General features: G+C 70.9%; 16 protein-coding genes. 7 read left to right on the top strand and 9 right to left on the bottom strand.

All coding sequences use genetic code 11. The features are described 5' to 3' along the window. Window positions 1-127: 127 nt before the first annotated feature. Complete coding sequence (locus tag ACZ69I_RS23140) at window positions 128-466, top strand: hypothetical protein (RefSeq protein WP_470834298.1); 339 nt, start codon at window positions 128-130, stop codon at window positions 464-466. Window positions 467-592: 126 nt separating this feature from the next. Here the strand turns inward: ACZ69I_RS23140 and ACZ69I_RS23145 are convergent, their stop codons facing one another. After that, window positions 593-3,811 (bottom strand): AfsR/SARP family transcriptional regulator, encoded by a 3,219-nt coding sequence (locus ACZ69I_RS23145; RefSeq protein ID WP_470834300.1) that lies wholly within the window; start codon window positions 3,809-3,811, stop codon window positions 593-595. A gap of 585 nt (window positions 3,812-4,396) precedes the next feature. On the opposite strand from ACZ69I_RS23145, the gene ACZ69I_RS23150 reads away from it, so the two are divergent. The 3 genes from ACZ69I_RS23150 (at window position 4,397) to ACZ69I_RS23160 (ending at window position 6,546) form a co-directional block, all read left to right on the top strand. Continuing rightward, a complete protein-coding gene (locus tag ACZ69I_RS23150; RefSeq protein WP_470834301.1) occupies window positions 4,397-4,840 on the top strand; it encodes a hypothetical protein in 444 nt (147 codons plus the stop codon). 108 nt (window positions 4,841-4,948) lie between these two features. Continuing rightward, a complete protein-coding gene (locus ACZ69I_RS23155; RefSeq protein ID WP_470834302.1) occupies window positions 4,949-5,800 on the top strand; it encodes a hypothetical protein in 852 nt (283 codons plus the stop codon). 176 nt (window positions 5,801-5,976) lie between these two features. Beyond that, window positions 5,977-6,546, top strand: a complete 570-nt coding sequence (locus ACZ69I_RS23160; protein WP_470834303.1) for an SMI1/KNR4 family protein — start codon at window positions 5,977-5,979, stop codon at window positions 6,544-6,546. Between the two features lie 102 nt (window positions 6,547-6,648). On the opposite strand, the gene ACZ69I_RS23165 is transcribed toward ACZ69I_RS23160, so the two are convergent. Both ACZ69I_RS23165 and ACZ69I_RS23170 read right to left on the bottom strand, forming a co-directional pair. After that, on the bottom strand, window positions 6,649-7,977 hold the full coding sequence (locus ACZ69I_RS23165; protein ID WP_470834304.1) for an extracellular solute-binding protein: 1,329 nt from the start codon (window positions 7,975-7,977) through the stop codon (window positions 6,649-6,651). Window positions 7,978-7,980: 3 nt separating this feature from the next. Beyond that, window positions 7,981-9,567, bottom strand: coding sequence for a class I SAM-dependent methyltransferase (locus ACZ69I_RS23170; RefSeq protein WP_470834305.1), 1,587 nt, complete (start codon window positions 9,565-9,567; stop codon window positions 7,981-7,983). Between the two features lie 269 nt (window positions 9,568-9,836). Here ACZ69I_RS23170 and ACZ69I_RS23175 point away from each other — a divergent pair, with 269 nt between their 5' ends. Continuing rightward, window positions 9,837-11,966 carry a molybdopterin oxidoreductase family protein gene (locus ACZ69I_RS23175; protein WP_470834307.1) on the top strand — a complete coding sequence of 710 codons (2,130 nt, stop codon included), beginning with the start codon at window positions 9,837-9,839 and terminating at the stop codon, window positions 11,964-11,966. Between the two features lie 92 nt (window positions 11,967-12,058). On the opposite strand, the gene ACZ69I_RS23180 is transcribed toward ACZ69I_RS23175, so the two are convergent. The 6 genes from ACZ69I_RS23180 to ACZ69I_RS23205 form a co-directional block, all read right to left on the bottom strand. Next, complete coding sequence (locus ACZ69I_RS23180; protein ID WP_467677243.1) at window positions 12,059-13,417, bottom strand: FAD-binding oxidoreductase; 1,359 nt, start codon at window positions 13,415-13,417, stop codon at window positions 12,059-12,061. A gap of 161 nt (window positions 13,418-13,578) precedes the next feature. Continuing rightward, complete coding sequence (locus ACZ69I_RS23185; protein ID WP_467677241.1) at window positions 13,579-13,938, bottom strand: YciI family protein; 360 nt, start codon at window positions 13,936-13,938, stop codon at window positions 13,579-13,581. 112 nt (window positions 13,939-14,050) lie between these two features. Continuing rightward, on the bottom strand, window positions 14,051-15,580 hold the full coding sequence (locus tag ACZ69I_RS23190; protein ID WP_470834308.1) for a 4-hydroxyphenylacetate 3-hydroxylase family protein: 1,530 nt from the start codon (window positions 15,578-15,580) through the stop codon (window positions 14,051-14,053). 55 nt (window positions 15,581-15,635) lie between these two features. Then, window positions 15,636-17,255 carry a tyrosine 2,3-aminomutase gene (gene cmdF / locus ACZ69I_RS23195; RefSeq protein ID WP_470834309.1) on the bottom strand — a complete coding sequence of 540 codons (1,620 nt, stop codon included), beginning with the start codon at window positions 17,253-17,255 and terminating at the stop codon, window positions 15,636-15,638. Further along, window positions 17,252-20,458, bottom strand: a complete 3,207-nt coding sequence (locus ACZ69I_RS23200) for an AMP-binding protein (RefSeq protein ID WP_470834310.1) — start codon at window positions 20,456-20,458, stop codon at window positions 17,252-17,254. The genes cmdF and ACZ69I_RS23200 overlap by 4 nt, the downstream gene beginning before the upstream one ends. Before the next feature lie 333 nt (window positions 20,459-20,791). After that, window positions 20,792-22,024, bottom strand: coding sequence for a cytochrome P450 family protein (locus ACZ69I_RS23205; protein ID WP_470834312.1), 1,233 nt, complete (start codon window positions 22,022-22,024; stop codon window positions 20,792-20,794). A 349-nt stretch (window positions 22,025-22,373) separates the two neighbouring features. Here ACZ69I_RS23205 and ACZ69I_RS23210 point away from each other — a divergent pair, with 349 nt between their 5' ends. Further along, entirely contained in the window at window positions 22,374-22,751 is a 378-nt protein-coding gene (locus ACZ69I_RS23210) for a YciI family protein (RefSeq protein WP_467677231.1), read from the top strand. 198 nt (window positions 22,752-22,949) lie between these two features. Continuing rightward, window positions 22,950-23,783: an SAM-dependent methyltransferase gene (locus tag ACZ69I_RS23215; RefSeq protein ID WP_470834313.1), complete on the top strand. Its 834-nt coding sequence runs from the start codon at window positions 22,950-22,952 to the stop codon at window positions 23,781-23,783. Window positions 23,784-23,823 lie beyond the last annotated feature (40 nt).

Genomic DNA, 23,823 nt, shown 5'->3' on the forward strand with positions numbered 1-23,823 from the left:
GCCGTTGTGGGTCTCGCCCAGGTGCCTCGGTCATTCCCCGGAGGCCGGACACAGCACAGCGATCGGACGAGCCCTGCTGGGGCTCAGTCGGGGGAGATGTTCCATGCGTAGAGAGCAAGCGATTGGCATGGCTGTCGGTGCGGTCGCGGCGGTGAGCGTTCTGGCCGGCGCCGCGGTGGCCGTACCGGGTGCCGTGGCCGGTGAGGCGGACGCGGTGGCGCGGAGCAGTGTGCCGGAGACGAGGTGGGGGTCGGCGGCCGAGGTGGTCACGCTCATGGGGAACGGGCTGCTCGCCGGAGAGGGCAGTACGGGCAACTGGCCGCCGCCCCGCGCCTTCGCCGCGGGCAACTGGCCGCCGCCTCGAACCACCACCATCACGGGCAACTGGCCCCCGCCCCGGGCCGCTTACACACCCAACTGGCCGGTGCCGCAGTCGGCCGTTGGATTCGGCGCCTGGCACCGCTGAGGTAAAGGCAGGCGTGCCCGGCCGCGGCGGGGCAGTGTCCGTTTCTGGGTCGGTGCCGTCCATCTGAGTGGGTGGGCGGTACCGGCGTGCCGTTGGGCCCGGCGGGTGGGCGCGTGGTGATCGTGGTCAGGGGTTACCGGCGGGGGTGAGCAGGGTGCGTACGTGTGTGGCCTCGGGGTTGGGGATCCGTTCGAGCAGGGAGAGCGCCTCCTGTCGGCAGGTGTGCGCGCGTTCTTGCTGACCGAGCTGGTGCAGGGTTTGTGCGAGGAGGGACAGCACGTTGGCGAGCCGCCGGTCGCCGCCGATGTCGCGCAGCAGGACGAGAGCTTGTTCGGCGTGTGTGGCGGCTGCTTGTGGGCGTGCGGCGGCCAGTTGGGCGGTGGCCATGCGGAAGTGGGTCATGCCGGTCCAGTACGGCTGTCTGCTCTCTTGGAACATCACGAGGCCCTGGTGGAAGCGTTCCAGCGCTTCGTCGTAGCGGCCTGCCTCGTGTAGGGCGAGGCCGAGGGCGTAGTAGCCGTTGGCAAGGCGCAGGGTGGCGCCGAGGGCGTGCCACAGTTGAACTGACTGTTCGGAGGCGGCGATGGCGTTCTTGGTTTGTCCGAGGCCGAGTTGGGCCCGGCCGAGGTTCATGAGCATGGCTGTCTCGCCGTAGCGGTTGCCGTCGGCTTTGAAGGCGTTCAGGGCTTGGGTGAAGCAGGCGGCGGCGGTTTGGTGGTGGCCGTGGAGGATGGCGAGCAGGCCCAGCAGGTTGGGTGCGTAGCCGAGTGTGAGTGCGTCGTTGGCGGTGGTGCCGAGGGCGTGGGCGCGCTCGGCCTCTTCGCGGGCTCGTTCCGCGCGGCCTGCCAGGTGGTGGACTTGGCCGAGAACGACCCTTGCGCGGCCTTCGGTGCGCGGGTCGCCGCTGCGTCGGGCTTCGTCGGCGACCGCTGAGGCTGCCGAGGCGTAGGTCTGGCGGTAGGCGCCCGATTCCATCAGGTCCTGCGTCACCAGGAGGACGTCGGCGGCCATGGGTGCGAGGGTGGGTTCCGTCGCGCACTGGCGTACGGCGGCGAGCAGGGCGGGTCCCTCGGCGAAGACCCAGTCCAGGGCTTGTTGGCGGTTGTTGAACGGCAGGGCTTGGCGGTCGGTGGGTGCGAGGTGTTCCACGAGGCGGTCTCCCGGGTTCTCCAGCTCGTAGGCGTGGCAGGCCGTGGCCAGGTAGAAGCCGAGCAGGCGGGAGAGGGTGGATCTGCGGTCATCGTCGGGGTCCTGGTGTGCGGCGCGGTCGCGTGCGAACAGCCGCAGCAGGTCGTGGTAGTGGTAGCGGCCCGGTGCTGCGGATTCCAGCAGGCTGGTGTCGACCAGGGATTCCAGGAGCAGTTCGCTGGTGTCCTCGTTCTCTTCCAGTACGGCGGTGGCCGCGGCGAGGGAGATGTCGAGGCCGTCCGGCAGTGCGAGGCGGCGGAAGGCTCGGGCCTGCGCGGGCTCCAGCTGGCCGTAGCCCAGTTCGAAGGAGGCGTCCACGGCGAGGTCGCCGAGGCGCAGCTGGTGGAGTCTGCGGCGTTCGTCGGCGATCCGTCCGGCCAGGGTGGAGATCGCCCAGGCCGGGCGGGCGGTCAGGCGGGCGGCGGCGATGCGGATGGCCAGGGGCAGGTATCCGCAGGCGGCGACGGTTTCACGGGAGGCGGTCGGTTCGGCCGTGGTGCGCGGGGTGCCGACGATGCGTGTGAACAGGTCGAGGGCTTCTTGCTCGCTCATGACGTCGAGGTCGAGGGCGTGGGCGCCGGGGACGGCGACGAGGCGGGCGCGGCTGGTGATCAGTACGGCGCAGTCGGGGGCGCCGGGCAGCAGTGGTCGTACCTGGGCCACGCTGTGTGCGTTGTCGAGCAGGACGAGGACTTGGCGTCCGGCCAGGGTGGAGCGGTAGAACGCCGCTCGTTCTTCGTGGTCGTCGGGGAGGGCGGAGTCGGGTATGCCGAGGGCGCGCAGGAACGCGCCCAGGACGTCGTGGGGTTTGGCGGGCCGGGAGCTCTGGCCGAGGAGGTCTGCGTAGAGCTGTCCGCCGGGGAAATGGGTGCGGACGTCGTGGGCCACGCGTACGGCGAGTGTGGTCTTGCCGACGCCGCCGAGTCCGCGTATGGAGGCGATGGCCATGACTCGGTCCGGGGCGCGCAGGAGGTGTTGTCGCAGGTGTGCGGCGGCGGTGGTCCGGCCGGTGAAGTCGGCGAGTTCGGCGGGGAGTTGGGCCAGGCGGGCTGCCTGGGGTGGCGGGTTGTTCTGGCCGCTGGTGGTGGTGGGGGGTGCGGTGAGGGTGGGGTCTGCTTGCAGCACGCGTTGGTGCAGTGCGGTCAGTTGGGGGCCGGGGCTGACGCCGAGTTCCTCGTCGAGCATGCGGCGGGTGTCGGCGTACACGCCCAGTGCTTCTCCCTGTCGTCCGCCGCGGTAGAGCGCGAGCATCAGCAGGGCGCGCAGGCCTTCGCGTAGCGGGTGCTCGGCGGTGAGTGAGGTCAGTTCGGAGACGGCGTCGAGGTGTCCGCCGAGTTCCAGGTCGAGGGCGAGGCGGTGTTCGAGCAGGGCCAGGTGCCATTCGGTGAGGCGGGAGCGCTGGGTGTCGGCGAAGGGGCCGGGGACGCCGCCCAGGGGTTCGCCGTTCCACAGCGCCAGGGCGTCGCGCAGGGCCCGCCGTGCGCGGTGGGGGTCGTGGGCGGTGCGGGCCTGGGTTGCCTGTGTCTCGTACTTCTCGCACAGGGCCAGGTCAAGTGCCCCGTCCGGCAGGGTGATCGCGTATCCCCCGGCTTCGGAGACGAGGGTGTGGCGGCCGAGGGTCTTGCGTAGTCGGGAGGCGTAGGTGCGCAGGGCGGGGAGTGCTTGGGCGGGGGGTGTCTGGCCCCATATGGCGTCGATGAGTTCGCTTGCTGTCGCCGTGCGTCCGCCTCGCAGCAGCAGTGCGGTCAGCAGGGCCCGTTCTTGGGGGCGGCCCGGGGGCAGTGCCTGCGTACCGCGCCAGGCGCGGACGGGGCCGAGCACTTGGAAGCGCATCGGGGGTGCGGGCTGCCGGGCGTCGTGGGCAGTGCCGTGCGTGGGAGCCGGGGCGGGGTCGGGCGGTGCGTGGCGGTGGGCGGGAAGTGTGAAACCGAGCTGTTCCAGCGGCATGCCGAACATTTCCTCCAGCACCCGCTGGCTGGAGCGGCGTGGGCAGGGCGGGTCGGGCTGCCGCCAGCGGTGCAGCTGCCGTGCGGTGATCTGTCCCGGCTCGCCGAGCCGCCGCGCCGTGGCTTCGTACACCGTCATGAAGACCGCCGGCTGCTGCCACTGACGCCGGGCGCACAGCCGGGCGAAGTCCGACTGCCGTGTCGCCGCCATGTCCGCCTCCGGGCTCTCTGTTTTCGGCAGACGGCTCAACCTAGTGGCCCCCGGGGTGCGATCACAGGTGTCTTACCGGACGAAAAGTCCGGGCGAAAGTCCGGCGGTTCGCTGGCGGTAGGGCTGCTGGAGGGGGTTGGTCAGGCTGTTTGGCCGACAGCGGCGCCTTGTGGGTGCGTTCATCGGATGGACAGTGCACGGAGGCGGCCTGGTGAGCGGTCCGGTGTTGACTCCTTTCCGTCCGGCACATCGGCGCACGGCTGACGGGTGGGGGCGAGGAGATGACGGCAGGCGTTTTCACGGCTTTGGCGTTGGTATCTGGTGTGGCGCTGCTGGGCGGGGGGTCTGGCGTTCGCTCGGGCGGGCGGGGCGGTCTCGTCGGTGTGGGGGCCGCCCGGTCGGCACAGTCGGCACTGGGCCCCGGCAAGTAGAAGACGCACCGCACGCCCCTCCCCCCTTCTGCTGGACCTCATGGTTTGTCCGCGAGGACGGAAGGCGGGCTGCGGGGCCGCCACCTGCCGCTGGGATGCGTGGTGCAACGGGGGGTGGTGCGGCTTATCCGAAAGGCAACGGAGGAGACCATTCATGCATCGACACAAGCGCCTTGCGCTGGCCACGGCCACTATCGCACTCGGCACCGGGCTGACCTTGGCGGCTCCCACCGCCCAGGCCGACAACGGCCCGAAGGCGCCGGGGGCCGCGGCTCCCGCGGAGGACACCGCGCGGTTGGCCGTGGCGGCGTGCCCGGCCCCGCTGCATGCGTATGAGTACAGCCGCTATACGGGCGGCTACAAGAAGTTCTGCAAGTCGGACATGAAGTTGTCCGACAACAAGTACAACAACCGGCACAAGGTCAACGACAATCTCCGCTCGGTGAAGAACCTCACCCGCACCTGCTACTGGACGCTGTGGACGAACTACTGGAACCGCGGTGACCACTGGACGTTCCACCCGTGGACGTGGTCGTCGGACCTGAAGGACACGCGCGTCAAGTACAAGACGAGCTCGCTGTACAAGTCGTGCACCTGACCCGTGAGTTCGTGGCGCGAGCCCGTGCCGTGAGCTGAGCCCGTCCATCTGCCGGAGGTACGGCGCGCCGCCTGCCGTGCCTCCGGCGCCTTCTGGGAGGTGCTGACCATGCGCAGGCGTATCGCCCCCGCAGCGGCTCTGGTGCTGCTGCTTGCCGTGGGTTGCGGGGGGCCCTCGGCGGACGATGGTGGTCGCCCCGCGGATCGGCCGCCCGCTGCGAGCCGGGCGGTGCGCGCGCTCGTCCTGCCCTTGGACGCGTACGAGTTGGACAGCCGCAGTGCCGCCCTTGCCGCCACGGCGCAGGAGAGGCTGATCAAGTCGTGCATGGCGCGTCAGGGGCTGGACTGGCCCGTGGTCCCCCACTCCTGGGCCAAGACGTGGCCGCATCGTGGTCGCTACGGTCTGGCTGAGGCTGCGGTGGCGAAGCGGTACGGGTACCACGCCCTCCCCGACCCGGCCACCAGGACCGCGGAGAGGCGTCTGGGGCAGCGGGACGCGCGCCTCACGGCACGGCAGCGGACGGCTGCCTACGGTGCCGATGGCCGGTCGGGCTGTCAGGCACGGGCTCTCCACACGCTGATGCGAGATGTGCCGAAGGTGGACTCCGACCTGGTCAACGAGGCGTCCCACGCCGCGTACGAGGAGTCCCAGCGCACTCCTGCCGCCCGGCGGGTGTTCGGGGAGTGGCGGGCCTGTATGCGGAAGCGGGGGCATACCTACCGCGATCCGATGGACCCGAACGACGACCCCCGGTGGAAGGGCGGACGGCCCACCCGTGAGGAGATCGCCACGGCCCGGGACGACGTCGCGTGCAAACTCCGCACGCGGCTGGTGGCCGTCTGGTGGCGGGCCGATGCGGCCCTGCAGCAGCAGGCGATCAAGGACAGTGCTGGGCGCTTCCGGCAGATTTCTGAGGCGCGGAGCCGTTACCTGGAGAATGTACGGCGGTACAGCGGGTGAGGGCCGTGGTCGACGCCGTCCGCAAAGGTCACGTACGAGACACAGCACAAGCAGACGCGTGCGCCGTGCCGAGAACAACAGCGCCCCGTGGCAGAGGTGTTGACCAACCTGTGCCCGTAGCACGCGTCTGGTGATTTCCTGGGTGGTGCCGGTCTGTCGGCGAGCGGAGGGCACCAGTGTCGGTGGACGAGTCGTGGGAGAAGATCGAACGCTGGCTGGAGCAGTACGCTCCGCAAGAACAGCCTCTGCCGGAACCGTGCACCCCCTCCGAGCTGGACGGCCTCTACAGCACGCTCGGCGTGCGGCTGCCCGAGGATGTTGAACAATCGCTGTTACGGCACAACGGGTCGGGGCTCACCGACATCATCCCGTCCAAGTACGCGCTCTACAGCGTCCATCAGATCGCTGAGGAGCATCTTGGAACGCTCACGTACAAGCTGAAAAACGATCACTACGGCTGGGGCGACAGCCGCTTGATCGTGCCGATCGGCGCGCTGGGCGAGATGCAACTCGTCGTCGACACCCGGGCGAAGCGCCTCGGGTCATGGGACATCGAGGAAACGGGCTACTGCTGGTTCGAAAGCCCGGAGTGGGCGTCCCTTTCGACCGTCCTCGAAGTCGTCGGAAACGCCCTGGCATCCCCTCCCCCGTGGATCGCGGTCATGGGTGATGGTGACGAGTGGCGGGCCATCGATATGGACACCGATTTCCCGGGAACGCTGGTCTGGGCCGACGTGAGGGGTTAGGCCTGTCGTTTGCCCCGGCAGGACGCTGGACACTGCGGCTTGGGGTGACGTAGGTCAGCGGTGAGCCGACTCGCCTGCCCGCTGGCAGTCCGGGGGCGTGAGTCAGTGTCTCGTGTGTCGTTGGGCGGTGTGTTTGTTGTAGTCGTCCAGGCGTTGTTGTGCCGTGTCTGTGGCCTGGGTGAAGCGTCTTGCGGGGTCGGCGCCTTGTTCCAGTACGTCCTTCATCGCCTGGACCAGGTCGGCGTGCATGTTCGCGAGTTCGCCGACCAGGGCGCCGGTGGCGGCCGGTGTTCCGTTTGAGGCGTCGAGTTGTTTCGGTGCTTGCAGGTGGTGGGGTTTGTCGGTGAACCAGCCTTCTGCTTCGAGGAGGCGGTGTGAGCCGTGGGTCACCGGCATGAAGCCGCTGGACTTGTGCCAGGCGGCGGCGCCTTGCGGGTTGAGGAGGTATTGCAGGAATGCCAGTGCGCCGTCCTCCACTTCGGAGGGCAGGCCGGCGGCCAGGAAGAGGGAGTCGCCGCCCAGGATGTCGCCGCAGTACGGGACGGCGCCGTTGTGCGGCAGGCCGGTGGTGACGACCTCGATCCCTGCTTGTGTGCCGGCCGAGACGATGGGCTGGGCCATGACGGAGGAGTTGCAGAGGAACGCCACGCGGCCTTCGATGAAGGCTTCGAAGGTTCCGGCCCAGTCCTGGGTCGCGCCGGTGTAGAGGTAGAGGCTGTCCCTGTGCAGTCGCTGCCACCAGGTGGTCCAGGCCAGGAGTTCCTTGGAGGCCAGGTCGACTTTGCGGGCTCGGCCCGAGCGGCCGTTGGCGCGGTCGGCGAGCAGGCCGCCCTGTTGGCAGACGGCGCCTTGGAAGAACCAGCCGTCGACGGCCCAGGTGATGGCGTGCGAGGGGCCGCCGTTTGTCTGTACGACGGCCCGGCACGCGGCTTCCAGATCGTCCCAGTTCTGCGGTATCTCGGTGATTCCGGCCGCGCGCAGCATCGTCATGTTCGCGTACAGCAGGCCGGTGGAGACGCTGAAAGGCATCGACACCAGTTCGCCGTCGTAGCTGTAGTAGCGGCGTGCGCTGGTGACGAGGTCGTCGAGGACGACGGGTTCACCGAGGATGTTCTTGCGTGGGCCGATCGCTCGCTGCACCGGGGTGAACAGCGGGCCGCCGGTTGCGGCGACCGCGTCGCGGGCGTGCTGGGTTTCGGTGAAGAAGACGTCGACCAGGGCTGGGACGCGGCCCTGGTCGAGGGTGTGGATGAAGTCCTCGCGGCCGGTCTTCGTCCAGTAGCGGTAGGTGGAGATGCGGATCTCGTAGTCGGGGTGCGCTGCGGTGAACTGGGCGGCGCGTCGGCGCACGGGGTCCAGGAAGCCTTCGAAGGGGTGGTCGGCGAGCAGTACCTCGACGACGGTCCGGTCGGTCCGGTCGGTGTCGGCCACCTCTCAGCCCTCCCGCTTGGCGGTGAGGAACACGAACGTCCCCGGCCCGGACTCCTCGACCACGCGCAGTCCGGCGGCGGCCAGCCAGGAGCGGATCTCCTGCGGTTCGAACAGCAGGTAGCCCTCGGGCCGGGCGGGGAAGATGTGGGAGCGCTGGAAGTAGCGGTAGACCGGGTCGTCGGCCCAGCGGAAGGTCATCAGGGTCAGGATGCCGCCGGGTTTCAAGCAGCGGCCGATCTCGGCGAGGGCCTGGGCCGCATCGGGCATCGCCTGCAGGGCGTTCCAGCAGTTGACGGCGCTCAGGCTGCTGTCGGCGATGGGCAGTTCCAGGGCGCTGGCCCTGACCGCGGCCACGTGTGGCAGTCGGCCGCGCAGCCAGTGGAGCATCGCGTCGTTGAGGTCCAGGGCGATGACCCGGTCGGCGCCGACGGCGTCGGTGACCACCCAGGTCCAGCGCCCGGCTCCGGCTGCCAGGTCCAGGACGGGGGCGTCGGTGCGGGCGGCGGCGGCCGCGCGCAGCCGGTCGGCTATGTAGGCGTCCTCGAGCGCGGGCGTGATGCTGCCGCCCCAGTTCTGGCCCATGACGCGCAGGAAGGCCGGGCGCAGTCCCACCTCGTAGTGCTGGCCGACGGTGCTCATGACGGCGGCGTTCTGCAGGACGTCGGCCTCGATGTCCTCGGCGGTGTCGCTGACGCCGGCGCCGGGGTGTTCCCGGCGGGACAGGTCGAGGATGCCGCCGGGGGCCAGGGGGTAGAGGGTGGCGCAGCCCTGGCAGCGTGCGCCGTTGTCCTGGAAGGTGAGGGTGTGCCGGCAGGCGGTGCAGCGCAGTGCGCAGGCGTGCCGGGCGAAGGTGGCGCTGTCGGCGGGGCCTGCCGGTTCGTGCGGGGCTGACCAGTAGGGGTTGTGGTCGGTGACCGGGGTGGGCGGCATGTTGTTGGCCACCGACCACAGGGCCTTGGCGCCGGCGGTGGCCCACAGGGTGCGGGTGTCGTCGTCCCAGGTCGCGGTGATCTGCTGGGGTGTCAGGGTTTTGATCCAGGCCCGGTCGAAGTCCCTTTCCTGCTCGTCGATGTCCCAGTCGAAAGGGGAGGGCCAGGCCCGGCCCAGGTCGGGGTCGAGGGGGTTCAGGCGGGTCAGCCCGCGCTCCAGCCGGGTGCGGTCGTCGGGATCCAGGGGGACGCCGCTGAATGCCGACCGGACGCGGGTGCGCTCGTGCGGGAAGTGGGAGAGCAGGTAGAGCAGTGCCAGGGTGAGTGGTGTGACGGTGGTGGTGGTGCGGACTTCGTTGAGGAGGGGGTCCAGGCCCTGGCGTACGGCGGTGGCGATGGGGCCGTCCAGGGCGGGGTATTCGGCCTCGACGAGCAGGGCGAGGGTGATGGCCAGGTAGCCGCGGTGTGCGGTGTCGGTGGTGTCCCAGGCGGCCAGCAGGTCGGGGACGGCTCGGCGTGCCGCGTGGGGGTCGTTCAGTGCTCCGTCGGTCCAGAACGTGGCGACCAGGCGGTTGAACGCCTCGGCCAGCGCTTGGGAGTCCGCTTCGCGGAAGGCGGTCAGCGCTCCGGCGGTGGTGGTTGGCTCGGCGTTCGCGGGCATGGAGGTCCTCTCTTTCGCGGGTCGGTCCCCACGCTCGCGTGCCCGGTGGCGGGCGGCATCTTCGGGCGTGCCCAGCCTGCGGTCTCCTTCGCATCCTGCGAGAAGGGTGCTGGGGCGTGGCGTTGTTAGCGTCGGGAGGCGAGGGGGCCGTGCGGTGGTGGCGAGGTGCCGCCGGCCCCCTTCTTTTTCCGTGGTCCGGGCCCTGGTCGGTGGTGGTGTGGGGGCTGCGTCTGGGGTGGTGGGCCCACGCCTTGAACTCGGGAGCGAGCATGAAGACTGCACTGCGGACCTGCCCACTGTGTGAGACGTCCTGCGGGTTACGGCTGACGCTGGACGACGCCGGTCATGTCCTGCGGGTGGAAGGCGATCAGGACGATCCGTTCAGCAAGGGCTTCCTGTGCCCCAAGGGGGCGGCGCTGGGTCAGCTCGATGAGGATCCCGACCGGTTGGCGCAGCCGTTGGTCCGGGTGGAGGGGCGGTTGCGGCCTGCCAGTTGGGAGGAGGCGTTCGCCGAGGTGCACCGCGGGCTCGGTGAGGTCATGGCGGCGTACGGCCGTGATGCCGTGGCGCTGTATTTCGGCAATCCGACGTTCCACACCATGGCGGGGTTCCTCTACCGGCAGCCGTTGACCCAGGTTCTCGGTAGCCGCAACGTGTATTCGGCCAGCACCGTCGATCAGATGCCCAAGCACGTTGCCAGCGGCCTGATGTTCGGTGATCCGATGGCGGTGGCCGTTCCGGATCTGGACCGCACCCACTACATGCTGATCCTCGGGGCGAATCCGGTGGAGTCCAACGGTTCGTTATGTGTGGCGCCGGATTTCAAGGGGCGGCTGCGGGCTGTGCAGGAGCGTGGCGGCAAGGTCGTGGTGGTCGATCCGCGGCGCACCCGCACTGCCGAGCTCGCGGATGAGCATCTGTTCATCCGTCCGGGCACGGATGCGTGCTTGTTGTTCGGTATCGTGCACACGCTGCTGGCCGAGGAGCTGGTTTCGGTGGATGTGGAGGTCACCGGTCTGTTCGAACTCAGGTCGCTGGCGCGTGACTTCACGCCGGAGGCGGTGGAGCGGGCCTGCGGGGTGCCGGCGGCGAGCGTGGTGCGGCTGGCGCGGGAGGTCGCGGCGGCGCCGTCGGCGTGTGTCTATGCCCGGATCGGTACCTGCACCGCCGAGTTCGGTTCGACGGCGCAGTGGCTGGTCGACGTCATCAATGTGCTGACCGGGAATCTGGACCGGGCCGGCGGGGTCATGTTCGCCAAGACCGCGGGGCTGGAGATCTTCCGCAGCGGGCAGCCGTTCGCCACCGGCGCGTGGCACAGCCGGGTGCGGGGTCTGCCGGAGGTGCTCGGTGAGTTTCCGGTCGCCACGTTGGCCGAGGAGATCGAGACGCCCGGGGAGGGGCAGGTCCGCGCTCTGGTGACGGTGGGGGGCAATCCGGCGTTGTCCGCGCCGGGGGCTCCGCGGCTGGCGCGGGCTTTGTCCGGGCTGGATTTCATGGTGTGCGTCGATCCCTATCTGAACGAGACGACCCGGCACGCGCATGTGATTCTGCCGCCGCCGCGGATGTTGCAGAGCCCGCACTTCGATTTCCTGGTGCAGATCATCATGGTCCGCAACTACGCCCGTTTCTCCCCGCCGGTGCTGGAGTTGGGTGAGGATCAGCGTGCGGAGGCGACGATCCTGGCCAAACTGTTGCTGATCCTGAGTGGTCAGGGGCCCGGCGTCGATGCCGAGGTGGGCGAGGAGATGCTGCTCGGGCAGCTGCTCGCGGCCGTACCGGAGCTGCGTGCGGGTTTGGAGGGTTCGGACGGGACCGAGCGGATGCTGGACGCGCTGCTGAAGCTGGGGTCCTACGGGCTTTCGCTGGAGGCGGTGCGGCAGGCCCCGCACGGTCTGGATCTCGGTGCGCTGCAGCCGCGGCTGGCGGAGATCCTGTGCACCGCGTCGGGAAAGGTCGACCTGGCGCCGACGGCGTTGGCCGCCGACGTGCCGCGGCTGCGGGAGCGGTTGCGGGGCCCGGCCCCGCAGATGGTGCTGATCGGACGCCGGCACCTGCGTTCGAACAACAGCTGGATGCACAACGTGCCCTCACTGGTGGGGGGCAGCAACCGGTGCACGCTGCAGATCCATCCGCGGGACGTGGCCCGCCTCGGCCTCGGGCAGCGGGCGCGGGTGCGCTCGGCGGCCGGGGAGGTCGAGGTGCCGGTGGAGCCCACCGAGACGATCATGCCGGGGGTGGTGAGTCTGCCGCACGGCTGGGGCCACCAGGACAGCGGGCAGAGCGTGGCGCGCGAGAACGCCGGGGTCAACGCCAACGCACTGACCGATGAGCTGGTGGTGGACCCGGTGTCGGGCAACGCGGTGTTCAACGGGGTGCCGGTGCAAGTGCTGCCGGTGTGAGGAGAAGAGCTGCTGCGGGTGTGAGGGGAAAAGCCGGGCGGCGCCGTGCACGAGGCACGGCGCCGCTCGGGTCGGTCCGGATCGGCCGGGGGTCAGTCCCGGTCGGCCGGGACGACGTTGACGTTCAGGTGGAAGATGTTGCAGGGGTCGTACTTGTGCTTCAGCTCCGCCAGCTTCCGGTACACCTTCTGCGGGTACACCGCCTCGATGTCCGCCGGGAGAATGTCGCTCAGGAAGCCGCTGTAGGCGCCGGACATCGAGGGGGCCAGCGCGGACCAGAACGCCTCGTAGGCGGGCAGCAGCGGCTCGTTCCCCTCCGGCGAGCCGAGCAGTACGCCCATGACCATGGCCTGGGTGGAACGGTGGGGGAACGCGCTCGCGTCCTGCGGCACCCGGCTCAGGGCGCCGCCGATGCTGCGGATCTCCACGTACAGGTTCTCGAGGTGGGCCTGTTCGGTGAGGATCGTCGTGGCCAGGTCGGCGGTCAGGTCCGGGGTGAGGCGGTTGCGGACGCGCGGGCGCCAGCCCGGGGGAAGATCGCCTGCGGGCTGGAGGGCGTCGCCGTAGGGCATCAGGCGGACCTGGTCCTCCACGACGGTGCCGAGCTTGCGGATCGGGTCGATGGCCGCGTTGGCGGCCGCTTCGTCGCCGCCGGCGTAGCAGACCACGATGGCCAGGGGCGGGGTGGCCTCGCCGAAGGTCGGCCAGCACATGGCGGTGGCGGTGAGCTCCTCGGGGGCGGAGTCCATGTGTGCCGCCCAGCCGCGCAGGACGGTCTCGGTCTCCTCGGGGGCGAAGGAGATCTGGCCGAAGAAGACCTGTGGGACCGGCTGTGCCGCCACGGTGAAGGAGGTCACCACGCCGAAGTTGCCGCCGCCGCCGCGGATCGCCCAGAAGAGGTCCGCGTTCTTCTTGGCGCTGGCCTTCAGGATGCGGCCGTCGGCCGTCACCACCTCCGCGGACACCAGGCTGTCCTGGGCCAGGCCGTACTTACGGGCCAGCCAGCCGATGCCGCCGCCCACCAGCAGGCCGCCGACGCCCACGCTGGTGGTGTCGCCGGAGGTGAAGGCCCAGCCGTACGGCGCCAGCGCGTCGGCGACCTGTTCCCACTGCGCGCCGGCGCCGAGGCGGACCAGACGCTTGGATTCGTCGACCACCTCGATGGAGTTCAGGAGCGCCAGGTTCAGGACCAGGCCGCCGACGTTGGTGCTGAAGCCGGCGTTGCTGTGGCCGCCGCTGCGGGTGGAGATCTCCAGCTCGTGCTCGACGGCGAACGCTATGCCGCGGGCCACGTCGTCGTTGTCGCGGACTCGGATGATCACGGCCGGGTGCCCGGTGTGGACGATCAGATCGGTGAGCTCGTCGTATCCCTTGTCGCCCGGCACGTAGACCTCGCCGGTGATGTCGGCCCGCAGGCACTCAATGGCCGCGGGGTCCAAGTCGCTGTTCATGATGGTCTCTCTCTTCTTCTTCCGTTGAGCAGCACCCGTCGGCGCATTCCTCTTCCTACACCTGTCGGTCGGAGCCGGAGCGTGGATCAGGACATGCGCCGGCCTACCGTGCCGCTGGCGGCGGACCGACCGCCGCCAGCCAGGCTTTTTTTCCGGCGTCTTTAGCCCTCTTCGGGCATCTCGAAGAACGGCCGGACCTCGATGGCCGACCACTGCGCGTCCGGGATCATGGCGGCGAGTTCGATCGCGCGTTCCTTGCCGGCCACGTCGACGATGTAGTAGCCGCAGAAGTACTCCTCGGCGTCGACCAGCGGGCCGTCGGAAGTGACGGTCTTGCCGTCGCGTACCCGCACCACGGTGGTCTTGGTGGGCTCGCCCAGGGCCTCGGCGGCGACGAACTCGCCGGCCTCCTTGATGACCTCCATCAGTTTCCCGTGGGCCTCGCCCACGGCGGCCTGCTGCTCCTCGCTCAGTGCCTCGTTGGCCTTCGGGTTCAGGGTGATCAGCAGCATGTACTTCATCGTTGGGCTCCTTGTGATCGGGCGCCCGGCGTGGACGCTCTCACCCCTAGGTCGGAGCCGTCGCGGGGAAGCGGACATCGCGTGCGGAAGTTTTTCGCGCGCGTCTGTGGTGTCAGGGCCGGTTGGTCAGATTCTTGAGGTCGGGGAAGGACTCCAGGTCCGGGACCGTCCAGCCGTCCAGGTCGTACTCGGACATGCACTGTTCGGCGAGCGCCTCGTAGCCGGCCAGCTGGCCGGAGGCCAGCTGGCTGGCGTACAGCTCGACCCGGGTGTTCTCGTGGTTGCCCGAGTAGTTGCGCTCGTACAGCTCGTGGCGGCTGCCGAACTCGCTGCCGATCGCGTCCCACAGCAGTTTCATGAGCTTGACCCGCTCCACGGCCGTGACCCCGCCCGAGCCGCGGACGTACTTGTCCAGGTAGGGGCGGGTCTGCGGGTTGCGGAAGTCCTCGGCGCTGGAGGGAACGTAGATCAGGCCGCTGGCCACGTCCTGCAGGATGATCTCCCGGATCCGCGGGTAGCCGACCTGCATGAACCACCGGTAGGCCATCCCGTAGTCCGCGTTGGGCAGCACCGCTCCGTCCTTCCACGGCACCGGGTTGCGCGCGGCGGCGTCGGACAGCCCCCAGAACAGGTTCCGCCAGGCCAGCACCTCCCCCAGCCGGCTCTGCACGCCGCGGAAGTCGCGCACGCCGGTGACCTGCAACGCCTTGGACAGCAGACCGGCCAGGAACTCCAGCTTCACCGCGAGGCGGATGCAGCCGTGGAAGGTGAACCGCTCGGGAAAGCCCGAGCGGGCGGTGAACATCTGCACCTTGCCCAGGTCCCCGTAGATGAAGACGTTCTCCCAGGGGATCAGCACCTTGTCCATCACGAGGATCGTGTCGTTCTCGTCCAGCCGTGAGGAGAGCGGGTAGTCGAAGGGGCTGCCGGCCACGGCCGCGGCCGCGGTGTACGAGGGCCGGCAGATCAGCTTCACGCCGGGGGCGTCCATCGGCACGGTGGCCACCAGTGCGAACTCGCGTTTGCGGATCGGCAGGCCGTAGTGCGCGATGAAGTTGTAGTGGGCCAGCGCCGAGCCGGTGGCCACCACCTTGGCGCCGCTGACCACCAGTCCCGCATCGGTCTCGGCCTCGACGTGCACGAACACGTCGGCGACCTCGTCCGGCGGCCGGTCGCGGTCCACCGGCGGGTGCACGATGGCGTGGTTCCAGAACAGGACCTTCTCCTGCGACTCGCGGTACCAGCGCCGGGCGTTGTCGGCGTAGGGCCCGTAGAAGTCGGCGTTGGCGCCCAGGGTGCCGAGGAAGGATGCCTTGTAGTCGGGGCTGCGGCCCATCCAGCCGTAGCTCATGCGCGCCCAGGCCGCGATCGCGCCCTGGGCGGCGACCAGGTCCTCGGCGCTGCGCGGCGTGGTGAAGAAGCGGTGGGTGTAGCCGTCGCCGCCGCCGTCGACCGGGCAGGTCAGGACGGAGCGGTAGCGGTCCTCGTGCAGGGCGTCGTAGAGCCGGGCGGTCATGCGCACCGGGTTGTGGAACGCCGGGTGCGCCGTGACGTCCTTGACGCGTTCGCCGTATACGTAGACCTCGCGAGCGTCGCGAAGGCTGTCCACGTACTCCTCGCCGGTCATGGGCCGAGTGGCCATTGCTGTCCTGCCCTCCTGTCGGTCCGCCGGGCCCGGGGGCCGGCGGATGGCGGTGTCACAGCAGTTCCACGCCGCATTCCTCGACGGCGGTGATGAACTCCCCGCGGGTCAGGGCGGCGGCGACCGTCTCGATGTCGTCGGCCATGTAGCGGTCCTGGTTCAGCGGCGGCACGAGCGAGCGCACCGCGTCGTAGGCGGCGCGGCCGGCCGGTCCCAGGCCGTCGTAGCGTCCGGAGACGTCCACCGCCGAGGCCGCGGCCAGGAACTGCACGGCCAGGATGTGCTGGTTGTTGGCCAGTACCCTTCGGGCGTTGCGGGCCGCGATCAGGCCCATGCTGACGATGTCCTGGTTGTCGCCGTTGGACGGCACGCTCTGGGTGCTGGCGGGGCCGATCGTGCGGTTCTCGGCGACCAGCGCGGTGGCCGGATACTGTGCTCCGGCGTACCCGCTGCTCAGGCCCGGGTCGCCGGCCACCAGGAACTCCGGCAGGCCGTAGCTCAGGTGCCGGTTCAGGACCCGGTTGAGCTGCCGTTCGGCCAGCACGCCGAGCTGGGTCAGGGCGATCGTGGTGAAGTCCATGACGAAGGCGACCGGCTGGCCGTGGAAGTTCGCGCCGTGGAAGATTTCGTGGTCCTCGAAGAAGAGGGGGTTGTCGTTCGCGGAGTTGAGTTCGGTCTGCACCCGGGCCGTGGCGTGGGTCAGGGTGTCCCGGACGCTGCCGAGCACCTGCGGCATCGCCCGCAGCGAATAGGCTTTTTGCAGGTAGATCTCGGTGCGGGTGACGTCCCCGGCGTCCTTGGCCGCGGCGACCTGGCGGCGCAGGTCCGCGTGTTCCACGGTGAGGGCGCTGCCGCGCAGCAGGGTCCGCATGTTGGCGGCGGTGTGGATCTGGCCGGGGTGCGGGCGGGCGATGTCGTGGCCCTCGGGCTGGAAGGGGCCCATCGAGCCGCGCATCGCCTCCACCAGCAGCGCCGAGGCGATCTCTGCGTGGCGCACCTGTTCCAGGGCCCGGTCCACGATCAGCGCGCCCAGGCCGGTCATCGCCGAGGTGCCGTTGATCAGTGCCAGGCCCTCCTTGAACTTCAGCTCCAGCGGTGTGATCCCGAGCGAGCGCAGGACCGGCGCCACGGGCCGTTGGCCGTCCGGGCCCAGGAAGTAGCCCTCGCCGATGACGGTGGAGGCCACGTGCGCCAGCGGGGCGAGGTCTCCGCTGGCGCCCAGCGAGCCGATCTCCGGGATCGCCGGGATCAGGTCGCTGTTCAGGTAGAGGGCCAGTCGTTCCAGGATCTCCGGGCGGACCGCTGAGTGGCCCTTGGCCAGGGCGTTGAGGCGTGCGGCGACGATCGCGCGTGCCTGGTCGTGCGGGAAGTGCGGGCCGACGCCGGCGCTGTGGCTGCGCACGAGGTTGGTCTGCAGTTCGGTTTCCCGTGAGGGGTCGACGAGCATGTAGATCATCTCGCCGTAGCCGGTGGTGACGCCGTAGACCGGGGTGCCGGCGCGGACCACGTCCTCGAAGACGGCGCGGCTCTTGCCGGCCTTGGCCAGGGTCTGGGGCGTCAGTGTCACCTCGGCCCGGTGCTCGGCCACGCGGCGGACGGCGGGGATGTCGAGGCTCTCGCCGTCCAGGACGGCTGGAGTGCTGATGGGGGTGGTGGTCACGGGGTACTCCTTCATCGGGCTCGGTCGATCAGAGCTGCCAGGGCCGCCAGGCTCTGATGTGCGTAGAACTGCGGGACGCTCACGTCGGCCGCGAAGCGCCGGCGCACCTGGTGCAGCAGTCGCGGGACCAGCAGGGAGGTGCCGCCGGCGGAGAAGAAGCTCTGGTCGGCGTGGTCCGGTGGCGTGCCGAGCAGGTCCGCCCAGAGCGCGGCCAGGGCCGTCTCGGTGCCGTTCGCGGGGTGCCTCGCCGCCGCGTCGTGTTCGGCGGCGGCGACGGTACGTGCCAGCTGGGGGCGGTCGACCTTGCCGGTGACGGTGCGCGGGAGGCGGTCCAGGGTGCGGTACAGGGCCGGGAGCAGCGAGCGGCCGAAGCGCCGGCGCAGGTGGGTGCGCCATTCGTTCGGTGAGCCCGGGGGCTCGCCGCCGGGCGGGCTGCGCGGGACGACGCAGACCACCAGGCGGATGGGCAGGCCGTCGCGGTCGGTGGCGGCGACGACGGCGCAGTCGGCGACGGTGGGGTGGGCGGCCAGGGCCGCTTCGACGTCGGTGAGTTCGAGCCGGCTGCCGTAGAGCTTGATCTGGCTGTCCTTGCGGCCGCGGTATTCGAAGGTGCCGTCGGGGCGGCGGCGGGCGAGGTCGCCGGTGCGGTAGCAGGGTGCGTCGAGGGAGGGGAGGCGGGTGAAGGCGGCGTGGTCGGGGTCGGCGAGGTAGCCGTCGGCGACGTAGGGGCCGGTGATGACCAGTTCGCCGGTGACGCCGGTGGGGCAGGGGCGCTCCGATGCGTCGACGAGGAGGACGCCGCGGCCGGGGATGGGGCGGCCTATGGGGACCGGGGCGGCGGCCGGCTTCGCCGGTGTACCGGCCGGTGGCGGGCCGGTGGTGGGGTGTGGGGGCTGGCGGTGGACGGGGTGCCAGGTCGCGGCGACGGTCTCGGTGGGGCCGTAGAGGTTGGCGATGCGGGCCAGGGGCAGTGCGGCCAGCAGTTTCTCGGCGAGTTCGCCGGGCAGTGCTTCGCCCATCAGCAGCAGGGCCCGGAGGGCGCCCAGTTGGTCGGCGCAGCGGCGTTCGGTCAGGACGCGGAGCAGTTCGCGGGCGAAGCTCGGCACGGTCTGGAGTACGCCGATGCGTTCGGTGGCCAGCCAGGTGAGGAGGCGTTCGGGGTGGGCGCGGATCTTCTCGGGCACCGGGCACAGCGTGGCGCCCGACCCGAGGGCTGCGAACGTCTCGGCCAGGGCGGGGTCGTGTTCGGCGGCCACCCACTGGGCGACGCGTACGCCGGGTCCGATCTCGAATTCGGCGGCCAGCCATGCGGTGAACTGCGCGAGGGCTGCGTGACGGTGTGCGATGCCTTTGGGGACGCCGGTGGTGCCGGAGGTGAAGGCGACGTAGGCGCGGTCGGTGAGCGTCGGCGGCGGGGGCGGCGCGGGGAGGGCGGATGCGCGCGGCGCCGGGGCGGGCTCTGCGACCGTGACGGCCCGGCCGCCGAGGGCCGTGCGGTACCAGTCGAGCAGTGCGTCGGGGCCGGGGGCGGCGGTTCCTGGGGGGCCGGCCGCGGGAGGGGCCACCAGCATCGCCGTCGGCCTCAGCGCCTGGAGGACGGCCCGGCCGCGGTCGCCGTTGTCAGCGGTCCCGAACCAGCACAGGTGGGCGCCGGCCGTCAGCACTCCGAGCAGTGCGGCGTACGGGCGCACTCCCGCCGGCAGTCGCACCGCGACCGGATCGCCGGCCCGTACCCCGGCGCTCCGCAGGTCCTCGGCGATGCGTAGCGCGGTGGTGTGCAGCGTGCGGTAGGTCAGCGTGCCATCGTGAGCGTCGACGGCCACCGCGTCCGGGTCCTGCGCCGCGCGCCGGCTGATCGTCTCCACGAGCGTGTGGGCGGGCGCGTCGCCTTCGGTGCGCCGGTCGGCCTCGGCGGCGGCGCGTGCCGCTCTGTTGGGGCTGTCGAGCGTCAGCTCACCGACCGTGGTGTGCGGGGCCCGGGTGGCGTGTTGGAGCAGCGTACGGAACTGTCGCAGGATCATGCGTGCGGTGCGCGGTTCGAACTGGTCCGCGTCGTAGAGCAGGGTGAGGGCCGGTCCGTTGCCGCTGTCGTCGACGCGCAGTACCAGGTCGGCCGGTGCCGGGCCGCCGTGGTCGGGGTGGGGTTCGACGAGCGCACCGGGAATCCTCAGCGGCGGCTGCGGCCGTCCCCGGTAGTCGAAGACGACGTCGCCCAACGGCACCCGCCGTGCGTCGCGGACCACCGCCAGCGCTCCGAGGACGCGTGCCAGCGGGACGGTGCGCCGCGCCATCGCCTGGGCGGCCAGTGCGGTGCCGCGTTCAAGGACGTCGTGGAAGCGCTGCTCGGCTTCGATGTCAGCCGGCAGGATCAGGACGTTCGTCGCCGGGTCCGCCCCGCCCTGGGAGACGGGTACCGCGACAGCGATCCGCTCGCCTCCGGTGTAGCGGTGCAGGAGGGCCTGGAACGCGGTGAGCAGTACGAGGGAGGGGCTGCTGTGGCCGGTCTCGGCGCAGCGTGCGACGGCGCGGCCGAGTTCGGGGTCGGCCGGGGTGCTGACCGTTCCCCGCCGCCTTGAGGCGTGCTCCGGGCGCGGGCGGTCCGCGGGCAGGGGAAGTTCGCTGGGCAGCGGGGTCAGCGTGTTGGCCCACCAGGCCACTGCTGCAGGGGGTGGGGGCTGGGCGGTGCTGTTCTCGCTGTGGGGGGTGGGGGTGGGGGGCGCTGTTCCGGCGCACAGGGCGGAGAGTTCGCCGACCAGTGTGTCCAGGAAGTCCTCGTCGGCGAAGGCGCCGGGAACGGCCAGCCGGATGCGGTGTTCCCGGGGTCCGCGGCGTGTGACCGTCATCTGTGCCGTCGTGGGCACGCCGGCGGGGTCACCCTCGCCGTCGTCGTCCGGCTCCGGCTCCCTCTCGTCGGCCGGTGGGCGGTCCGCCGCGCCGGGCAGCCCGCGGTCCGTCTCGCGCAGCCGGAACGCCCGCCTCCCCGAACGCGCCCTGATCCTTCGTACCGGTACGCCGTCCCTCAGCACCAGCTCCGACCGCAGTTGTTCGTGGCGGTCCACGAGCGACCGCCACGCCACAGCCAGCGCCGCCACGTCCAGGTCGCCGACCACCCGGTAGGTCCGGCACAGGGGTGCCGGTTCCTGGCCGAGCGCGCGCAACAGCCACAGCCCCTGCTGCACCTCGCTCGCCGGCACATGCCGGTACGCGGGGTCGGTCATGGACAGCCTCCATCGGTCACTCGGCACGGTGCTTGGGACAGGGAAAAGCAGGGGGAACAGAGCGCATCGGGGGAATCGGAGGGGCCGCGCACGGCGCCCCATTCGGGCCGCTGCTTCTCAGCGGGCGGCTTGCTGACTCCACAATGGCGATCGCGACGATCAGCGGCATCTCCTGGAGTGCGGCTGTCGCCGTCCGCCCGCCCGCACCACATCCGGGCAGGTGGCCGGTGCCGTCCGGCGCCGGTGCCCTCTCGCCCGACTGCCGGGCACACCAGCCTTCCTGACATGTCGTCAGTGGTGGTTTCGTGTCCCGCCGGGGCGGCAGGGGTGCGCTCAGAGATGGACCGGCAGTGCGCGTCGGCCGTTCATGATGAAGGTGCCCTGGCCGGCCAGTTCGTGCGGTTCCACGGCCAGCCGCAGCCCGGCAAAGCGCGTGAAGAGCTCCTCCACCGCGATGCGCACCTCCATCCGGGTCAGCGCCGGGCCCACGCACCGGTGCACGCCGTGGCCGAACGCCACGTGCCGTTTGTCCGCGTGCCGGGCGTCGAACTCCTGGGCCGCCTCGCCGTGCAGCTCCGGGTCGCGGCCGGTCGCGGCGTAACCGACCACCACCGGGTCGCCCCGGGAGATGGTCACGCCGGCGACCGTGACGTCCTCGGTCGCGAACCGGAACGGCAGGTGCGCGACCGGCGCGTCGGTGCGCAGCGTCTCCTCCACCACGTCGTCCCAGTCCACCTCGCCGCCGGCCGCCAGGGCGCGCTGAGCGGGCCGGGTCAGGAGCGCCAGCGCGGTGTTCGTGATGAGGTTCCTGGCCGGTTCGGCGCCGGTGTTGAGCATCAGCTGGGCCAGGCCGACCAGTTCGGCATCGGGGCCGCCGTCCGCCCCGGGCACCGGGCAGCCGCTCGGCCCGGCCGCGATCAGGTCGCTGATCAGGTCCTCCCCCGGGCGTCGGCGCTTGTGCGCGACCAGGGCCTCGATCTTGCCGCGCAGCGCGGCGAACTCCGCGGCCGCCCTGCGCGGGTCCGGCTCGACGTACCCGGCGCGCTCCAGGATGGCGTCGGGGTCACCGTCGGGCACGCCGAGCAGTTCGCCGATCACCCGCGACGCCACGGGGTGCGCGTAGCGGGCCTTGAGGTCGACCGGTTCGCCCGGCTGCTGGGCCGCGTGGCCGGCCAGCTCCTCCAGCGCCCGCGTCACGATCCGCTCGACCCGCGGCCGCAGCATGGCGATCCGCCGCGGGCTGAACGCCCCGGCGACCAGGCGGCGTTGGCGGGCGTGCGGCTCACCGTCGGCGGTGGACATGTTGTCCATCCGGGCCCAGGCGATCAGGGGGAAGTCCGGGCCGAGGGTGCCCTCGGCGTACGCCGGCCAGTGCCGCCGGGCGTTCTTGGCGAACCGCTCGTCCGCCAGGACCTGCCGGGCGGCGTGGTAGCCGGTCACCGACCAGGCCTCGACCCCGCCGGGCAGCAGCACCCGGGTGACCGGCCCGCGGGCCCGGAGCCGGGCCGCCTCGCCGTGGATGTCGCTCCCGGACGGGTCGATGGCGAAGAGCGGATCGTCGTCCACGTCTACCTCCTGTGAGGACCGATGGGTACCGGGCCCTTCCAGGGTGTCCAGTGGGCGCCGCCGCGGGCGTCTTCCACGGTGCGGACTCGGGTTTCGCCGCAGGGAGCGCTCACCGTGAGGCCGGTGCCGGTGCGTGTTGCGGATGCGCGGGTCCGGGGCGGACGATCACCGTCCGCCCGGTGTCCCGGCCGGCCGCTCCCCCACCGGAATCCCGCACAAGCCGCAGGTCGTTGATCTCGTACAGTGGCCTTTCATAGGGTGCGTAACGTGATCCAGCCGATCACTTCCACCGGACTTCCCCAGTGGTCCGGGTCGTCGCACGCGAGGCCCAAGGAGGCTGAAGGCTGACATGAAGTACCTGCTCATGATCTACGGCAACGAGGAGAAGTGGGCGTCGATCCCGGCCGAGCTGCTGGACGAGGAGATCGCGGAGCAGGACGCCTGGAACTCCCGCTACCGGGCCTCCGGAGAGCTGCTCGCGGCCTACGGCCTCGGCGACAGCAGCGAGGCCTCGCTGGTACGGAACAAGGACGGCGCCCCGTTCTCCACCGACGGCCCCTACCTGGAGGCCAAGGAGTTCGTCTGCAGCCTCTACCTCCTGGAGGTGGAGTCGGCCGAGCGGGCCCGCGAGATCGCGGCGGACATGCCCTGGGCGCGCGAGAGCCCGGTCGAGATGTGGCCGGTCCTGCATGACGGTTTCGCGCCGAAGCCCGACGGCAACGCCTGACCGGGCCGACGAGCCGCCCCGGCCGCAAACCCGGGGCGGCTCGCCGGCGTCGGCCTCACGGCCCCTGGGAGGGAAGCCCCCGTAGGCCGTCGAGGCTGCCCTCGCGGCGACCGCGCAACCAGGAAGATGCCTGCCTGTGCCCCCACTGCGACCTTGGGGCAGGGCTTGGTGGATCCGGTCCCCGCGAGAGGAGCAGCCATGGAGAGCACGGCAACCCCTGGCCGGACGCCGGAGATCGCCGAGATGTTCGACGAGTCGTCCGACATGTCGAATGTGTTCAACGACGGTCAGGTGCATCTGGCCTACTGGTACGACGAGGAGGACCAGGCTCCGCTGATCGAGGCGGCGCAGCGGCTGACCCGCAAAGTGGCGGATTCGCTGCGGCTGCGCGCGGGCGATCAGGTCCTCGACGTCGGCTGCGGCCTGGGGGCCCCGGCCATCCAGCTCGCCACCGAGTACGGGGTGCGGGTCACCGGCGTCAACATCAGCACCCGTCAGGTGGCCGAGGCGCGCGCCCGGGTGGAGGCGGCCGGGCTGGCCGACCAGGTCACCTTTCGGGTCGGCGACTGCCAGTCGCTGGACTTCACGGAGAACAGCTTCGACGCGGTGGTGGCGATGGAGTCCCTCGTCTACGTCGATGACCTCGGGCATACGCTCGCCAGCCTGCACCGGGCGCTGCGCCCCGGCGGCCTGCTGGCGTTGACCGAGCCCACCCGGGAAGGGCTCGGCGTCGCGGACGCCGGCCGGTTCGCCGCCGACTTCGGGGCGCAGCGGATGCTGTCGGTGGCCCAGTGGCTGGAGACGTTGCGCGAGGCCGGGTTCGAGCCGGCGGAGTACCTGCAGTGCGGGCCGCGGGTGTTCGGGATGGGCCCCAAGTACCTGCAGGCCGTGGATACACGGCGCGAGGAGCTGGCCGGCCGGTTCGGCGAGGCCGCCGTGGACACGCTCCGCCAGACGCTGGAGACCTTCTTCGCACCGGGGGCGGAGCAGATCGGCTATGCCGTCATCACCGTCCAAAAGCCCCGGAACTGACCGGCCGGGCCGCACCTTTCGGTCGTGGGCGGGGCGCAAT

It is taken from the genome of Streptomyces sp. NPDC036815 (genome assembly GCF_055609205.1).